The organism is Streptomyces sp. SM11, assembly GCF_002910905.1.
In the GTDB taxonomy this organism is placed as follows: domain Bacteria; phylum Actinomycetota; class Actinomycetes; order Streptomycetales; family Streptomycetaceae; genus Streptomyces.
In genome coordinates, this window is sequence record NZ_NEUE01000088.1 from 23,260 (window position 1) to 39,685 (window position 16,426).

The following is a 16,426-nucleotide window of genomic DNA, read 5'->3' on the forward strand; positions in this document are numbered from 1 at the left end:
CGTGCCGTAATGTTCCCGGGCCGATACGGCCTCGGAGAACACGAGTTGTGCCGGGATCGGGGCGATGTGCCCCGGGTGTGCGCCTTCGCGCATTGACCCTGTCCGGCTGCCCCCGTATGCTACAAGTTGCGCTGCGAGCCTGCGCGCCTCAGACCTAGCAGGCCGCGCTCGCGTCTGTTGCATGTCCCCTCGGTTGTCGAGGCGTCTCTCCGGAAACGGATTGCGCGCTTTCCAGGCTGTCCGGCTTCTGCAGAGGCGATACGGGCTTTCGGCGTAGCAGTACCTACGACTCTCTGTCCGTACCGGAGCCCTTTCCCACATGACGAGCAGCACCGAGACCACCGCCACCACTCCGCAGGTTGCGGTCAACGACATCGGCGACGCGGACGCGTTCCTCGCGGCGATCGACGAGACGATCAAGTACTTCAACGACGGCGACATCGTTGACGGCGTCATCGTCAAGGTTGACCGGGACGAAGTTCTCCTCGACATCGGTTACAAGACCGAAGGTGTCATCCCGAGCCGCGAGCTCTCGATCAAGCACGACGTCGACCCGAACGAGGTCGTCAAGGTCGGCGACGAGATCGAGGCCCTGGTTCTCCAGAAGGAGGACAAGGAAGGCCGCCTGATTCTCTCGAAGAAGCGCGCTCAGTACGAGCGTGCTTGGGGCACCATCGAGAAGATCAAGGAAGAGGACGGCATCGTCACCGGTACCGTCATCGAGGTCGTCAAGGGTGGTCTCATCCTCGACATCGGCCTCCGTGGCTTCCTCCCGGCGTCGCTCGTCGAGATGCGTCGCGTCCGCGACCTCCAGCCCTACGTGGGCAAGGAGCTCGAGGCGAAGATCATCGAGCTGGACAAGAACCGCAACAACGTGGTCCTGTCCCGCCGCGCCTGGCTCGAGCAGACCCAGTCCGAGGTCCGCCAGACGTTCCTCACCACCCTGCAGAAGGGTCAGGTCCGCTCCGGCGTCGTCTCCTCGATCGTCAACTTCGGTGCCTTCGTGGACCTGGGTGGCGTCGACGGTCTCGTGCACGTCTCCGAGCTGTCCTGGAAGCACATCGACCACCCCTCCGAGGTTGTCGAGGTCGGCCAGGAAGTCACCGTCGAGGTTCTCGACGTCGACATGGACCGCGAGCGCGTCTCCCTGTCGCTCAAGGCGACGCAGGAAGACCCGTGGCAGCAGTTCGCCCGGACGCACCAGATCGGTCAGGTCGTCCCGGGTAAGGTCACCAAGCTCGTTCCCTTCGGTGCGTTCGTGCGCGTCGACGAGGGCATCGAGGGTCTGGTCCACATCTCCGAGCTGGCCGAGCGCCACGTGGAGATCCCGGAGCAGGTCGTCCAGGTCAACGACGAGATCTTCGTCAAGGTCATCGACATCGACCTCGAGCGTCGTCGCATCAGCCTCTCGCTGAAGCAGGCCAACGAGTCCTTCGGCGGCGACCCGGCCTCGGTCGAGTTCGACCCGACGCTGTACGGCATGGCCGCGTCGTACGACGACCAGGGCAACTACATCTACCCCGAGGGCTTCGACCCCGAGACCAACGACTGGCTCGAGGGCTTCGAGGCGCAGCGCGAGGTCTGGGAGACCCAGTACGCCGAGGCGCAGACGCGCTTCGAGCAGCACCAGGCCCAGGTCATCAAGTCCCGCGAGGCCGACGAGGCCGCTGCGGCCGAGGGCGCTGCTGCCCCGGCCGGCGCTGCTCCGGCCGCCTCCGGCGGCAGCGGTGGCGGCGGTGGCGGCGGTTCGTACTCCTCGGAGTCGGCGGACAACTCCGGCGCCCTGGCGTCGGACGAGGCCCTGGCGGCGCTGCGCGAGAAGCTCGCGGGCGGCCAGAGCTGACGCTCTGACCCCGGTGGCCCATCGGCTGCGGTAGCTGTAGAGCGGTAGGTGAGGCCCTTCCCCTTCGGGGGGCGGGCCTCACTCGCGTTTTACGGGGCCGGGAGGCTACGGGGTGACAGCGATGTTGGTCAGCCCCCTGCCGCCGGTGACCGTGTTGCTCGCGTACACGGTGGTGCGGCAACCGGAGCTGTAGTTGGTGACGTTGATGGCGAGCCGCTTGCCACCGGTGGCCCCGGAGAGGTTCGAGGAGTTGTTACGGAAGACGGTGCCGCAGCCCCAGCCGCTCTGCTGGGTGTGGGTCTCGTAGCCGTTGTTGGTGGTGCGCGCGCCCTTGTTGCCTTCCACCAGGACGTTGTTGCCCTTCACGTCGACCCAGGAGTCGTCGTAGTTCGCGCCCGTCAGCCCGTTTCCGTCGAAGGTGTTGCCGATGATCCTCGCGCCGGTCGTGCCTTCCTTGATGTCGATGCTCTCGCCGCCGACCCCGGGGCCGATGGTGTTGTTCAGGATCAGCGCGTTGTCGCTGCGGTCGGAGAGGCCGCCCGCCGAACCGACGTACACACCCTCGCCCATGCCTCGTCCGTTCTGCCCGGTGTCGTGGATCCGGGAGTTCTTCAGCACGCCGTTCCTGCTGGACTTGCGGAAGTGGACGCCTTCCATGTCCAGGTCGTGCACGGTCACCGAGTCGATGACGACACTGTTCGCCGCGTCGGCCATGATGCCCTTCTGGCCGCCCTTGACCGTGACCCCGCGGACCGTCCAGTACGACGCGCCGTTCAGGTGCAGCCCGTAGCCGCCGCCCGCACTCAGGACCGCCCTGCTGGAGCCGGTGAGCGTGATCCGTGCACCGGCGGTGCCGGGCCGGGTGGCCTTGAAGTTCCCGGTGTACGTGCCGTCGGCGAGGCGGATCGTGTCACCGGGGGAGACGGTGGTGAGGGCCGACTTGAGCTGGGCCGCGGTGCTGACATCGATGACCGCGGCGTTCGCGGGTCCGGCGCCGGCGAGGGTGAGACCGCCGGCGGTCAGAGTGGCGGTGAGCAGGACGGTGAGGGGGAGCGGGTGCGCATGGGGGTGCCTTCCCGTCGTAGGGGTCCAGACGCGGAGGTCCGGACAGCGGAGTCCGGACGTAGCGTTCAGCGTGTTCCTGTATTTGAACGCTATACGTGTGTCTGAACGTGTTGCCCAGTGACGGCAGGGACGGCACCGGGGCGCGTCAAGGTCTGGACCAGGATCGGCGGGCGACGCCGGACATGGTGAAACGCGCGCGCGGCACGAGCGGCTGACGGGCCGCTACCCGCCCTCGCCGGGGAAAAGTCCGGGTGCGGGGAATGCCGGTGCCGCGGGTCGTGTTCTTCCCTAGGAACACGAGGAGGAGCGGTAACCGTGCCTGATCCGCAGAGTTTGTACGAATGGGAGCCGAAGGGCCTGGCCGTCGTCGACATGGCGCTGGCGCAGGAGTCGGCCGGCCTGGTCATGCTCTACCACTTCGACGGCTACATCGACGCGGGCGAGACCGGCGAGCAGATCGTCGACGGCCTGCTCGAAACGCTGCCCCACCAGATCGTCGCGCGCTTCGACCACGACCGGCTCGTCGACTACCGCGCACGGCGCCCCCTGCTCACCTTCCGGCGCGACCGCTGGACGTCCTTCGAGGCCCCGACCCTGGAGGTCCGGGTGGTCCAGGACGCCACCGGAGCGCCCTTCCTGCTGTTGTCGGGTCCGGAGCCGGACGTGGAGTGGGAGCGGTTCGCCGCCGCCGTCGAGCAGATCGTCGAGCGCCTCGGCGTCCGGCTCGCGGTGAACTTCCACGGCATCCCGATGGGCGTCCCGCACACCCGCCCCGTCGGCATCACTCCGCACGGCAACCGCACCGACCTGATGCCGGGCCACCGCAGCCCCTTCGACGAGGCCCAGGTGCCCGGTTCGGCCGAGGCACTCGTCGAATACCGGCTGATGGAGTCCGGACACGACGTCCTCGGGGTCGCCACCCATGTCCCGCACTACGTCGCCCGGTCCTCCTATCCGGACGCGGCGCTGACCGCGCTGGAGGCGATCACCGCGGCGACCGGTCTGGTACTGCCCGCCCTCGCGCACTCCCTGCGCACCGAGGCACACCGCACCCAGACCGAGATCGACCGGCAGATCGGCCAGGGCGACGAGGAGCTCGTCTCCCTCGTCGAGGGCCTGGAGCACCAGTATGACGCCGTCGCCGGTTCCGAGACGCGCGGCAGCCTCGTCGCCGAGCCGGTCGACCTGCCGTCCGCCGACGAGATCGGCCGCGAGTTCGAGCGCTTCCTCGCCGAGCGGGAGGGCGAGGGCTGAGCGCCCCCGCCCGGCCCGTAGGCTGCGGCCCATGCTGAAAGTGGGCCTGACCGGCGGCATCGGCGCCGGCAAGAGCGAAGTGTCGCGGCTGCTCGTCGAGTACGGCGCCGTCCTGATCGACTCCGACCGGATCGCCCGCGAGGTCGTCGAGCCCGGTACGCCCGGACTCGCGGCCGTCGTCGAGGAGTTCGGGCCGGACGTCCTGACCGCCGAAGGCACCCTGGACCGTCCGGCGCTCGGCGCGCTCGTCTTCGCCGACGCCGAGCGGCGGGCCGCGCTCAACGCGATCATCCACCCCCTGGTCGGCGCCCGCGCGGCCGAACGGGAACGGGCGGCCCCCGAGGGCGCCGTCGTCGTCCACGACGTCCCCCTCCTGGCCGAGAACGGGCTCGCCGCCTTCTACGACCTGGTCGTGGTCGTCGACGCCTCCGCCGAGACCCAGCTCCGCCGGCTGGTGACGCTGCGAGGGATGACCGAGTCCGACGCCCGTGCCAGGATGGCCGCCCAGGCGACCCGCGAACAGCGCCGGGCCATCGCCGACCTGATCGTGGACAACGACGGACCGCTGGAGGCGCTGCGACCGCAGGTCCGCACGGTCTGGGACGAGTTGGTCCGCAGGGTCGCCGCTGCCCGCTGAGCCCGCTGGGTCCGCGAGTCCGCGCACGCGAACGCCCCGGCCGGAATACCGGTGCCGGGGCGGACGTTGGAACGCGCGAGGGAAGGGAAGGACGCGACCGTGCCCGAGAGGAATCCGGAGACCCACGTCATCGACTACCGTGCGGCCGAGCATCTGCTGGACGCCCGGGACCCCCGGGGTGCCGTCAAGCTCCTCGACTCGGTGATCGCCGCCCATCCGGAGAACACCGCCGCCCGGCTGCTCCGCGCCCGCGCCTTCTTCGCCGCCGCCCAACTGCGCCCCGCTGAGCTGGAGTTCGAGCTGGTGCTGGAGCGCGAGCCGGACAACGCGTTCGCCCATTTCGCCCTGGCCCGCACCTTCGAGCGGGCCGGCCGGCCGGAGCGGGCGAACCGGCACTTCCGCCTGGCGGCGGCGCTCGACCCGAAGCCGGAGTACCGCCGGGCCGCGAAGTTCGACGAGCGGGACTGACGGACCGGGCCGGCGTGGTCAGACCTCAGGGTCAGGGCCCGCCCGCCCTCCGTTCTTCCGGCCGTCGTCCGCGCCGGGCCCCGGCCGTCGCGGACGGCCGCCGCCGTGGTCCGGCTCGTACGGCGGGACGTCTCGGCCCGGCTGGTAGTGCACGCCCTGGCGCATGCGGTACGTGATCACGCCGAGGTCCAGCACCGCGAGCAGCAGCACCACCGCGCAGGCCGCCGCCCAGCCCGGCCGTCCGGTCAGGGCGAACGCCACCAGGCCGAAGAGGGTCCAGAAGATCCCCCACAGGCTCAGCCAGAGCCGCATCCGCAGCGGACTGCGGGCGGTCGTGGGCTCACTGCCGGTACGCATGGCGATCACCTCACTCACCAGCATGGACCCGCCCGGCGGCGGACGGAACAGGGAGCGGGCCGGGCGGCGGGGAGCCGCTACGCGCTCTGACCTCAGTGCACGAAGCTGTAGCTGCGCCACGGCCCGCTGCCCGGCGCGGTCACGTCGCTGAACCGGGTCGGTACGTACGTCGTCCGACCGCCCGTGCAGTCGCGTGTGCGGTACAGGATGACGTCGACCAGCGTCCCGTTCTCCACCTCGTGGGCTCCCGCCGGGGCGATCCGGTGGCAGCCGCGTACCGACGGGCTGTTCACCTGCAGCACCGCTTCGCGCTCCGTCGTGTACGTCACCGGGCCCACCGCGGTGCGGCCGAGCCCGGAGCAGCCCGAGACGGCGAGAGCGAGGAGCGTGACTCCGGCGGCGAGCCCGGGGCGGCGTCGGCGGTGAACGGTGGCGGTCACGGACATGGGCGGGGTCCTCGTCTGCTCGTCCGGTGCTCGTCCGGCGAATCGGTACGTCGGGAAGACGTGCTGGCGCTGGCCACCCTGCCCGCGCGGGGCCGTCCCGGCATCCGGTGCGCGGCCGACCGGGCGAGCCGCGGTTCGATGAAGGTTCACCGCGCCCAAATAGGGCATAGAATGGCAAACAGTGTTATCGGGTTGCGTATCTGTCCGCTCCCATTCCCTCTCAGGGGGCCGTGATGGCTCAGGAGCTAGTGATCGCGTTGGTGGCGGTGCTGTGCGCCGCAGCCCTGTACGTGGCCTCGGCGGCGCGGGTGATCCGCCAGTACGAGCGGGGCGTCGTGCTGCGGCTCGGCAGGCTGCGGGAGGAGGTGCGGCGGCCGGGCTTCACGATGGTCGTGCCGGGGATCGACCGGCTGCGCAAGGTCAACCTGCAGATCGTCACCATGCCGGTGCCCGCGCAGGACGGCATCACCCGGGACAACGTCACCGTCCGCGTGGACGCCGTCATCTACTTCAAGGTGGTCGACCCGACGAGCGCCGTCATCGCGGTGGAGGACTACCGGTTCGCCGTCTCCCAGATGGCCCAGACCTCGCTCCGGTCGATCATCGGCAAGAGCGACCTGGACGACCTGCTGTCCAACCGCGAGAAGCTGAACCAGGGGCTGGAGGTCATGATCGACAGCCCGGCCGTCAGCTGGGGTGTGCAGATCGACCGGGTGGAGATCAAGGACGTCTCGCTGCCGGAGACCATGAAGCGGTCCATGGCCCGACAGGCCGAGGCCGACCGGGAGCGCCGCGCCAGGGTGATCAACGCCGACGCGGAGCTCCAGGCCTCGAAGAAGCTGGCACAGGCGGCAGGCGAGATGTCCGCCCAGCCCGCGGCGCTCCAGCTGAGGCTGTTGCAGACCGTGGTCGCCGTGGCGGCGGAGAAGAACTCCACCCTGGTGCTGCCCTTCCCGGTGGAGCTGCTCCGCTTCCTGGAGCGCGCGCAGCAGCAGCAGCCGGCGGCGGAGGAGGAGGAGGAGGCGGAGCGTCACGAGCCTGCCGCACCCCCCGCCCCGGCCGTGCCTGTCGTCCCGTTCGTCCCGACAGGACCTGCCGCCGCACCCGCCCCGGCGGAACCGTCCTCCTCGAAGAAGCCGTTCGCCCATCACTGAGCGTGGCGGGTCCACTCGTGGAGCCGGACGCGTGTCCGCCCGGTCCCCGCGATGCTGAGCTGGGGTGATGCGGCAGGAGTCCGCAGTGTCAGACCTCCCGCCTAGACTCGCGGTGTCAGCACATTCCGTGCCGGCGGAGACCGTGGATCAGGTGGGAGGGGGTGGCGGACATGACGGCACGGACCCGTGAGGGCGAGGCGCGGGACAGCGAGGGCACGACCCGGACCGCCGACATCGGCCGCCTGCTGCGCTGCGCGGCGGTCTTCCTGCCCGGCGCGGTGCCCAGGGACGGCCACATCGCTTTCTGGGACCCGCACGCCGACGGCGATCCGGGGCACGACGACGGTGCGCAGGGTCGGGGCGGGACGTCCTTCGCGTACGCGGACGCCACCGGGCACCCCGATTCCGTCCCGCACACCGGCGCCCGGCTCACGGTCGTCCGGTACACCGGCGCCCGGCTCACGGTCGTCCGGCCGGACCCGGCGGCGGGCCCGGGGCGCGTCCGCACCGCAGCGACGCCCGCGGCACTGCTTTCCGTGGCCGACGCGCTGCCCGTGCTCGTCCGGGCCCGCCATCACGCGACCGCCCACCCCGCCACCCGCTGCTGGGGCGCGGCCGCGCTGCACGCCCTTCAGCTCGTCGCACGCGGCAGGCTCCTCCCCGGACTCACGGCGGACGGCCACGACGCCTGGCGGGCCGGCCCGCGGGACGCCGAGGACGTCGCGCACCTGCGGGCGGTCGTCGCCGCCCTGCCGCCCGAGGGGCACGCGGTGCCCGTCCCCGCTTCCGAGCCGCCCCGGCTCCCCGACCCCGAGGCCCTGATCGGGTCGTTCCTGGACGCCGTCGCCGACACGCTGCCGCGCACGCCCGCCGCCGCGTTCGCGATGGGTGCGCCGTTCGCCGCCCGTGAGGCCCAGCATCTGCCCCATGCCGCCGCCTGGGCCGTCGAGGTGGCCTCGGGGCTGGACGCGGGCGTGCGGGTCTCGCTGCGCCTGGACCTCTCCGCGTACGAGCTGTTCGACACCGCTGACACCTACGCGGTCACGGCTGCCCGCGAGGAGGCGGAGGCCGCCGACGGATCCGCCCGGCCGGAGCACCCGGACGATCCGGCGGTCCGCCATGCCGCCGCGGCCGTCGTGCAGGTCCACAGCCTCGCCGACCCGACCCGCATGGTGGACGCGGCCGCCCTGTGGAACGGTGCGGCCGGCGAGCCGTTCGGGCCGCGCTCACGGGTCGACGCGGTGCTGGCCCTGCGCCGCGCCGCCCGTGTCTGGGCGCCCCTCGAACGACTTCTGGGGCAGCCCGTCCCCGACGTGCTCGCGATCACCGAGGACGAGCTGTACGAGCTGCTGAGCGACGCCCGATCCCGGCTGTCCGCCGCCGGGGTCGGCGTGCACTGGCCGCGTGAGCTGGCCCGTTCACTCTCCGCGGCCGCCGTCGTGCGGCCCGCGCCCGGATCGGCCACCGACGGCACGTCCTTCTTCGACGCCGAGCACCTCTTCGCCTTCAACTGGCAGCTGTCCCTGGGGGAGGAGCGGCTGACCGAGGCCGAGATGGACACCCTGGCCGAGGCCCACCGCCCGGTGGTGCGACTGCGCGACCAGTGGGTGGTCGTCGATCCCGCCCTCGTACGCAAGGCGCGCAAGCGGGAGCTGGGGCTCCTGGATCCGGTGGACGCGCTGGCCGTCGCCCTCACCGGCAGCGCGGAGGTGGACGGCGAGCGGGTGGACGCCGTGCCCGCCGGGGCGCTGGCCGCCCTGCGTACGCGGATCCTCAGCCAGGACATGACGGTCGCGCCGCCGCCAGGCCTCGACGCGACCCTGCGCGACTACCAACTGCGCGGCCTGGCCTGGCTGGACCGGATGACCTCGCTCGGGCTCGGCGGCTGCCTCGCCGACGACATGGGCCTCGGCAAGACGATCACCCTCATCGCCCTCCATCTGCACCGGGCGCACCCCTCGCCCACCCTGGTGGTCTGCCCCGCCTCCCTCCTCGGCAACTGGCACCGCGAGATCAACCGCTTCGCGCCCGGCGTCCCCGTGCGCCGCTTCCACGGCACCGACCGGACCCTCGGCGACCCGGACGGCGGCTTCGTCCTCACCACCTACGGGACCATGCGCTCCAGTGCTCCCCAGCTCGCCGAGCAGAGCTGGGGCCTGGTCGTCGCCGACGAGGCGCAGCACGTCAAGAATCCGCACTCCTCCACGGCCAGGGCCCTGCGCACCATCCCCGCCCCGGCCCGGGTCGCCCTCACCGGCACCCCCGTCGAGAACAACCTCTCCGAACTCTGGGCGCTGCTCGACTGGACCACACCAGGACTGCTCGGCCCGCTCAAGGCGTTCCGGGCCCGGCACGCCCGGATCGTGGAGAACACCGGCACCGCCGCGGGCCCGGGCAACGAGGAAGCGGTGGAGCGGCTGTCCCGGCTGGTCCGGCCCTTCCTCCTGCGGCGCAAGAAATCCGACCCCGGCATCGCCCCCGAGCTGCCGCCCAAGACGGAGACCGACCACCCCGTCTCCCTCACCCGTGAGCAGGCCACGCTCTACGAGGCGGCCGTCCGCGAGACGATGGCGCAGATCGAGGCGGCGGAGGGCATCGCCCGCCGGGGACTGGTCATGAAGCTGCTGACCTCGCTCAAGCAGATCTGCAACCACCCCGCCCAGTATCTGAAGGAGGAGCCCACCAGGCTCACGGGCCGCTCCGGCAAGCTCGCCCTCCTCGACGAACTGCTCGACACGATCCTGTCCGAGGACGGCTCCGTCCTGATCTTCACCCAGTACGTGGCGATGGCGAAGCTCCTTTCCGCACACCTCGCCTCCCGTGCGATCCCCTCCCAACTCCTGCACGGCGGTACGCCGGTGCCCGAGCGGGAACGGATGGTGGACCGTTTCCAGTCCGCCGAGGTCCCGGTCTTCCTGCTCTCCCTCAAGGCGGCCGGCACCGGGCTGAACCTGACCCGCGCCGCCCATGTCGTCCACTTCGACCGCTGGTGGAACCCGGCCGTGGAGGAGCAGGCCACCGACCGGGCGTACCGGATCGGCCAGACCCAGCCCGTACAGGTCCACCGGATCATCGCCGAGGGCACGGTGGAGGACCGGATCGGTGAGCTGCTGGAGTCCAAGCGGGCCCTGGCGGACGCGGTGCTCGGCACCGGGGAGAGCGCCCTGACCGAGCTCAGCGACCGTGACCTCGCCGACCTCGTATCGCTGCGGAGGCCCGTATGAGCCCGCGCCCGACCACCGGCCCGGCCGCCCGGAGACCGGCCCCCCGTGCCCGGCCCGGCCCGGACGATCTGCGGCGCACCTTCGAGGCGGTGCCCGCCCGCACCTCCGCCGAGGGCGAGCCCTTCGCGGCCAGTTGGTGGGGCCGGGCCTGGGTGGACGCGCTGGATTCGCTGTCGATGGACGAGGCCCGGCTCGCCCGCGGCCGCCACTACGCCGACGACGGCCAGGTCGCCGCGATCACCGTCACCCCGGGACGCGTCGTCGCCTATGTGCACGGCAGCCGGGCCCGCCCCTACCGCGCCGAACTGCGGCTGCGTACCTTCACCGACCCCGGCTGGGAGACCCTGCTCGACGCGGTCGCCGCCCACCCCGGCCACCTGTCCGCGCTGCTGGCCAAGGAGATGCCGCACTCCCTGGCCCACACCGCCGAGGAGGCCGGTGTCCGGCTGCTGCCCGCCGCCGACGACCTCGACCCCGGCTGCACCTGCCCCGACCACGGGCGGCCCTGCAAACACGTTGCCGCTCTCTGCTTCCAGACGGCACTGCTGCTCGACAGCGACCCGTTCGTCCTGCTGCTGATGCGGGGCAGGGGCGAGCGCGAGCTGCTGGACGAGCTGGGCCGGCGCAACGCCGAACACTCCGCCCGCGAGCGCCCCGCCGCCCCCGCCGTCCCGTCGGTCGGGGCCCAGGAAGCCTTCGCCGGACGCTTCCTGCCCCCGCTCCCGGCACCCCTCCCCGTCCCGCCGCACCCCGGCCAGCCACCGTCGTACCCGGATCTGCCCGGCGCCCGCGATCCGCTGGGCCTGGACCACCTCGCCACCGACGCCACCGCCCGCGCCCACGCCCTGCTGACCACGGGCCGCGATCCGCTGGCCGGGCTCACCGCGTGGCAGGATGCCGTCCGCCTCGCCGCCGCGCGGCCGACCGCCGGACTCACCGCCACCACCCGCGCGCTCTACCGCGAGCTGGCGTACGCCACCGGCCGCACCACCACCGACCTCGCCCGCGCCGTCGCCGCCTGGCGCCAGGGCGATGCCGAGGGCCTCGCGGTCCTGGAGACGCCCTGGGACCCGCCGGCCGGCCCCTTCGACCGGGCCAGGCCCGCGCTCGCCGCCGCCGGTTTCCCGCGCTTCACTCCTTGGCGCAACCACCTCACCCACCCGGCTGGTTCGCTCCAGCTCCGCTTCGGCCGCGACCACCGCTGGTACGGCTACGAATCCGACCCCGGTGCCGACGACTGGTGGCCGCGCGCGGCCCCGGACCCCGACCCGGTGTCCGCGCTCGAAGCGCTGCTGGCCGGTGACTCCGTCCCGGACGTTTCCGGCGCCGACCCCCTGTACGTGCGGTAAAACCCTTGGCCACAGGAGAGCCGTCCCTGCTAGCTTCCTCGACGTGGCGAAACTCAATCAGATCATCGCAGTGGAGAAGGGCGTCAAGTCCAAGGCACACCAGGACCTGACGGCAGCGCATCACGGCCTCCAGAAGACCGGACTGCTGGCCGGGATCGCCCGGACCTACCAGCCCAAGGACGAGGAGGGCGAGCAGCTTCCGCCCGAGTCGACGCTGGTCCAGGTCAAGGCCGAGGACGTGCTGCGGGACACCGCGGCCACGCTGACCCGGCTCTTCGATGTGACCGCCACGAAGGACTGGGCGAACTGCTCGGCCAGGGCCGATGTGAAGGTCGACGGCCGGGTGCTGGTGAGCGAGGTGCCGGTGTCGTATCTGCTCTTCCTGGAGAAGCAGCTGACCGACCTCAACACCTTCGTCCGCAAGCTGCCCGTGCTGGATGCCGCCGAGGCGTGGGTGCAGGACCCGTCGACCGACTCCTGGAAGACCGAGCCGGTCCGTACGCTCCGTACGAAGAAGGTGCCGCGCAACCACGTCAAGGCGGAGGCCACCGACAAGCACCCGGCGCAGGTCGAGGTGTACTACGAGGACATCCCGATCGGCTACTGGACGACCGTGAAGTTCTCCGGGGCGCTGCCCGCGCGGCGCGTCAACGAACTGCTGGGCCGGATCGAGAAGCTCCAGCAGGCCGTGAAGTTCGCCCGCGAGGAGGCCAACGGCGTGGACGTCACCGACCAGCGGGTGGGTGATGCGGTATTCGGTTACCTCTTCGGGTGACCGACCACGGATTCCCCGGCCACCGTCTCCGGCGGCCGGGGTGCGCGAGGAGCGCAAGCTGAAACTGAAGCTTGTCGTGAAGGCGCGGTACCAGTGGAGGTTCGACTCCTCCCTCCGGCACGGGCCGGAGTAGCCCAAGCAGGCAGAGGCAGCCGCTCAATCTCAGACTCTTGCTCCAGACTCAGCATTCGCCGCCGATCGCCGGATCGAACGGGCCCGGGCCCGCGCGCGTCGAAATGCCGGTTCAAGTCCGGCCCGCAGAGCTCCGATCTGCGGTGGTCCAAAGGCAGGACGCGACGACATCATGACTGACCCGGTCCCTTAAACGTGCCGGCGTGCCAACTGGGCGGCACTCTCAGGGCCCGGAGGCCGGCTACGCCTCCGGGCCCGCTCCCGTTTCCGGAGCTCCTGTCCGCGGAGTTCCTTTGACTGCCCGCGTCACGCGAGCGAGACGCCCCGTCCCGCGAAGAACCGCTCGAACTCCGTCAGCGGCAGAACGGCAGCCCGTGTCCCGGCATCCGTCCCCGACGGGTTGTGGAAGTGGACGCCCGCCCTGTCGGCCGTCCGCGCGGTCACCAGTACCAGATGACCGCCGCGCCCCGGAGCGGGCCGCTCGGGATGCCGGATCCCGTAGTGGACGGAGGCCAGCACGGTACGGCCCGCGTCCAACAGCCCGGTAATGCCGGCCACGTCCAAGTGCCGGTGCACCGTGGCCTCCCGCCCGTGCACCTCGCTGACGTACTCCGCGAAGGGGGCGTAGACCAGGCCCCGGATCGTGCCGTCCACATCCTCCGTGTACGCCCCGTACTTCAGGGCCCCGTCGCGCAGTGCGAACAACGAAGGGGCGTCGGCTCCGAGCGCCATGCGCAGGCAGGTCATACCGCACAGATGACCTGCCCAGCGCGCGTACTCGGCGAGCGAGTCCGCCCCCGAGTCCGCCCAGCCCGGGTCCTCGGCCGGGTCGAGCCCGCCCTCCACGATCGCCCCCACCAGCTCGGGCGTGGCGAACTGGGTGTGGACGGGGACAGGGCAGAGGGCACAGATCATTGGCGGTATCCGTTCAGGAAACGGCCGATGCGGCTGATCGCCGCGTCGAGGTCGTCGGCGTACGGGAGGGTCAGGATGCGGAAGTGGTCCGGGCGCGGCCAGCTGAAGCCCGTGCCCTGCACCACCTGGATCTTCTCCCGCAGCAGCAGGTCCAGCACGAACTTCTCGTCGTCGACGATCGGGTGCACCTTCGGATCGATGCGCGGGAAGGCGTACAACGCGCCCTTCGGCTTCACGCACGAGACGCCGGGGATCTCGTTGAGCCGTTCCCAGGCCCGGTCGCGCTGCTCGTGCAGTCTGCCGCCCGGCGCGACCAGCTCCCGGATGGACTGCCGCCCGCCGAGCGCGGCCTGAATGGCGTACTGCGCCGGGGCGTTGGGGCACAGCCGCATGGAGGCCAGCATCGTGAGGCCCTCCAGGTAGTTGCGTGCGTGCTGCCGCGGACCGGACACCACCATCCAGCCGGAACGGAAGCCGGCCACCCGGTACGTCTTCGACAGCCCGCTGAAGGTGAGGCAGACCAGGTCCGGGGCGAGGACCGCCGCGCTGTGGTGCTCGGCCCCGTCGTACAGGATCTGGTCGTAGATCTCGTCGGCGAACACCATCAGCCCGTGCCGGCGTGCCAGATCGAGAATGCCTTCGAGGATCTCGCGCGGATAGACCGCGCCGGTCGGGTTGTTCGGGTTGATGATCACGACGGCCCTGGTCCGGTCGGTGATCTTGGAGGCCATGTCGGCGAGATCCGGATTCCAGTCGGACTCCTCGTCGCAGACGTAGTGCACGGCCTTGCCGCCCGCGAGTGTGGTCACCGCTGTCCACAGCGGGAAGTCCGGAGCCGGGATCAGCACCTCGTCGCCGTCCTCCAGCAGTGCCTGCACGGCCATGGAGATCAGCTCGGAGACCCCGTTGCCGAGGAACACGTCGTCCACGCCGACCTCGGTCAGCCCCATGGCCTGGTAGCGCTGGACCACCGCCCGCCTGGCCGACAGGATGCCGCGCGAATCGGTGTAGCCGTGCGCCTGCGGCAGCATCCGGATCATGTCCTGGACGATCTCCTCGGGAGCCTCGAAGCCGAAGAGCGCGGGGTTGCCCGTGTTGAGCCGGAGCACGCTGTGGCCCGCCTCCTCCAGGGCGTTGGCGTGCTCGATGACCGGGCCCCGGATCTCGTAGCAGACCTCGTTGAGCTTGCTGGACTGCCGGAACTCCATGCGCTGCCTCCCGAGCCGAATTGCGATACTTGGTTTTACCAAGCTTCAGCTTGGAAAGTCCAACAACATGTTTAGACTGCGTCGTATGCCACGTCAGCAGCAGCCAGCAGTACGTCCCGTCCGCCGCCGGAGCTACGACCAGTTCTGCGCCACCGCCCGCGCCCTCGACTCCGTCGGCGACCGGTGGACGCTGCTGATCGTCCGTGAACTGCTGGGCGGGCCCCGCCGGTACACGGACCTGCACGCCGATCTGCCCGGCGTCAGCACGGATGTGCTGGCCTCCCGTCTCAAGGACATGGAACAGACCGGACTGGCCCTGCGCCGCAAACTGCCACCCCCGTCGGCCGCTTCGGTCTACGAGCTGACCGTCCGTGGCCGCGCCCTGCGGCCCGTCCTCGCCGCCCTCGCCGCGTGGGGAGCGCCCGTCCTCGCCGAGCGTCGCCCCACCGACGCGGTGCGGGCTCACTGGTTCGCGCTGCCGCTGCTCGGCGCCCTCACCGGACTCACTCAGGGAGGCGTCCTCGAAGTCCGGCTCGACGAGGGCGAGTTCCACCTTCATGTCGGCAGGGGAGCGGGGACCGTGCTTCCGGGCGCCGAGGCGTACGGTCCGGTGTACGGGTACGGCCCCGCCGACCGCCCCGACGCCAGGATCGTCCTCGACGCCGAGGTGTGCCTGGAGCTCGCGCGGGGCGGGGCGGGACTCGCGGAGGCGGTGAAGGACGGCCGCGTCGAGGTGTTCGGCGAGGGCCCGCTCGCCGCCGAACTGCGGGGCGCCTGAACCTTCCGCACACAAGCGTCTTCCCGTCCGTCCGGCGATGATGGAGCCGTGCGTCTCGAAGCGATCACCTGGGAACGGCTGGCCGGCGAGCTGGCCCGGTACGGCGACGGGCTGTCCGCCGCCGACAGCGGGCCCTGGCTCGCGCTCGGCATCGACGGGGCCCCGGCCGCCCGCACCGGCGGGAGCGCCGAGCGCATCGCCCAGGAGCTGCGGCTGCTCGGTCGCGCGGTGCTCGTGGTGTCCACCGAGGGCTTCCTGCGCCCGGCGAGCCTGCGCTTCGAGTACGGGAAGCGGGACCCGGACGCGTACGTCGACAGCTGGTACGACACCGGGGCGCTGTGGCGCGAGGTGTTCGGCCCGCTGGAGGCGGGCGGATCCGGCCGGGTGCTGCCCGATCTGTGGGACCCCGTGACCGACCGGGCGACCCGCACCCCGTACCACTCCCTGCCCGAGGGCGGGGTCGTCGTCGTGCACGGCCCGTTCCTGCTGGGGCACTGGTTCCCGTTCGCGCTGAGCGTCCATCTGCGGTTGTCCCCGGGGGCGTTGCGGCGGCGTACGGAGGAGTCCGAACGCTGGACCCTGCCCGCCTTCGCCCGGTACGAGGACGAGGTGTCGCCCTCGGAGCGCGCGGACGTGGTGGTCCGGGCGGACGACCCGTCGCACCCCGCCTGGTCGGGGCTGCCCGGGAGCGGGTGAACCGCGCGCGGACGCCGCACCCGTCGTGATCGGGCGGCCGTCACCGGGCGGGCGGTGCGGCGCCGGCTGTCGTCGGACGGGGGCGACACCGGTTGTCACGCGACACCGCCGCTACCGGTCCGGCG

The 16,426-nt window shown here is 71.5% G+C and carries 14 protein-coding genes and 2 pseudogenes; 11 read left to right on the forward strand and 5 right to left on the reverse strand.

Annotated elements, in window-relative coordinates; translation table 11 throughout:
• Positions 1-319 precede the first annotated feature (319 nt).
• A complete protein-coding gene (gene rpsA / locus B9S58_RS05740) occupies positions 320-1,843 on the forward strand; it encodes a 30S ribosomal protein S1 (RefSeq protein WP_097963511.1) in 1,524 nt (507 codons plus the stop codon).
• 105 nt (positions 1,844-1,948) lie between these two features.
• Here rpsA and B9S58_RS05745 read toward each other — a convergent pair.
• Positions 1,949-2,907 (reverse strand): annotated as a pseudogene (locus B9S58_RS05745) (right-handed parallel beta-helix repeat-containing protein).
• A gap of 316 nt (positions 2,908-3,223) precedes the next feature.
• Between B9S58_RS05745 and B9S58_RS05750 the strand changes: the two are divergent.
• The 3 genes from B9S58_RS05750 (at position 3,224) to B9S58_RS05760 (ending at position 5,267) form a co-directional block, all read left to right on the forward strand.
• Positions 3,224-4,162 carry a PAC2 family protein gene (locus B9S58_RS05750; protein ID WP_103531044.1) on the forward strand — a complete coding sequence of 313 codons (939 nt, stop codon included), beginning with the start codon at positions 3,224-3,226 and terminating at the stop codon, positions 4,160-4,162.
• 31 nt (positions 4,163-4,193) lie between these two features.
• Positions 4,194-4,799 (forward strand): dephospho-CoA kinase, encoded by a 606-nt coding sequence (gene coaE, locus B9S58_RS05755; RefSeq protein WP_103531045.1) that lies wholly within the window; start codon positions 4,194-4,196, stop codon positions 4,797-4,799.
• Between the two features lie 99 nt (positions 4,800-4,898).
• Positions 4,899-5,267 (forward strand): tetratricopeptide repeat protein, encoded by a 369-nt coding sequence (locus B9S58_RS05760; protein ID WP_103531046.1) that lies wholly within the window; start codon positions 4,899-4,901, stop codon positions 5,265-5,267.
• Between the two features lie 18 nt (positions 5,268-5,285).
• On the opposite strand, the gene B9S58_RS05765 is transcribed toward B9S58_RS05760, so the two are convergent.
• Both B9S58_RS05765 and B9S58_RS05770 read right to left on the reverse strand, forming a co-directional pair.
• Positions 5,286-5,648, reverse strand: coding sequence for a DUF6343 family protein (locus B9S58_RS05765; RefSeq protein ID WP_103531047.1), 363 nt, complete (start codon positions 5,646-5,648; stop codon positions 5,286-5,288).
• 68 nt (positions 5,649-5,716) lie between these two features.
• Entirely contained in the window at positions 5,717-6,070 is a 354-nt protein-coding gene (locus B9S58_RS05770) for a hypothetical protein (RefSeq protein ID WP_103531048.1), read from the reverse strand.
• A gap of 233 nt (positions 6,071-6,303) precedes the next feature.
• Here B9S58_RS05770 and B9S58_RS05775 point away from each other — a divergent pair, with 233 nt between their 5' ends.
• The 5 genes and pseudogenes from B9S58_RS05775 to B9S58_RS37810 all read left to right on the forward strand — a co-directional run bounded on the left by B9S58_RS05775 (position 6,304) and on the right by B9S58_RS37810 (position 12,692).
• Positions 6,304-7,224 carry a slipin family protein gene (locus B9S58_RS05775; protein ID WP_103531049.1) on the forward strand — a complete coding sequence of 307 codons (921 nt, stop codon included), beginning with the start codon at positions 6,304-6,306 and terminating at the stop codon, positions 7,222-7,224.
• Positions 7,225-7,394: 170 nt separating this feature from the next.
• On the forward strand, positions 7,395-10,448 hold the full coding sequence (locus B9S58_RS05780) for a DEAD/DEAH box helicase (RefSeq protein ID WP_103531059.1): 3,054 nt from the start codon (positions 7,395-7,397) through the stop codon (positions 10,446-10,448).
• Entirely contained in the window at positions 10,445-11,797 is a 1,353-nt protein-coding gene (locus B9S58_RS05785) for an SWIM zinc finger family protein (protein WP_103531050.1), read from the forward strand. Before B9S58_RS05780 ends, B9S58_RS05785 begins: the two co-directional genes overlap by 4 nt.
• A 43-nt stretch (positions 11,798-11,840) precedes the next feature.
• Positions 11,841-12,572, forward strand: a complete 732-nt coding sequence (locus B9S58_RS05790; RefSeq protein ID WP_103531051.1) for a hypothetical protein — start codon at positions 11,841-11,843, stop codon at positions 12,570-12,572.
• A gap of 34 nt (positions 12,573-12,606) precedes the next feature.
• Positions 12,607-12,692: pseudogene (locus B9S58_RS37810) on the forward strand.
• Between the two features lie 318 nt (positions 12,693-13,010).
• Here B9S58_RS37810 and B9S58_RS05795 read toward each other — a convergent pair.
• Positions 13,011-13,619: a peptidase gene (locus B9S58_RS05795; RefSeq protein ID WP_103531052.1), complete on the reverse strand. Its 609-nt coding sequence runs from the start codon at positions 13,617-13,619 to the stop codon at positions 13,011-13,013.
• Positions 13,616-14,827, reverse strand: coding sequence for a pyridoxal phosphate-dependent aminotransferase (locus B9S58_RS05800; protein ID WP_103531053.1), 1,212 nt, complete (start codon positions 14,825-14,827; stop codon positions 13,616-13,618). The genes B9S58_RS05795 and B9S58_RS05800 overlap by 4 nt, the downstream gene beginning before the upstream one ends.
• A gap of 85 nt (positions 14,828-14,912) precedes the next feature.
• Between B9S58_RS05800 and B9S58_RS05805 the strand changes: the two genes are divergently transcribed.
• Together B9S58_RS05805 and B9S58_RS05810 are read left to right on the forward strand one after the other, a co-directional pair.
• Positions 14,913-15,605 carry a helix-turn-helix domain-containing protein gene (locus B9S58_RS05805; protein ID WP_181009197.1) on the forward strand — a complete coding sequence of 231 codons (693 nt, stop codon included), beginning with the start codon at positions 14,913-14,915 and terminating at the stop codon, positions 15,603-15,605.
• A 48-nt stretch (positions 15,606-15,653) separates the two neighbouring features.
• On the forward strand, positions 15,654-16,301 hold the full coding sequence (locus tag B9S58_RS05810) for a uridine kinase (protein ID WP_103531055.1): 648 nt from the start codon (positions 15,654-15,656) through the stop codon (positions 16,299-16,301).
• Positions 16,302-16,426: the final 125 nt, after the last annotated feature.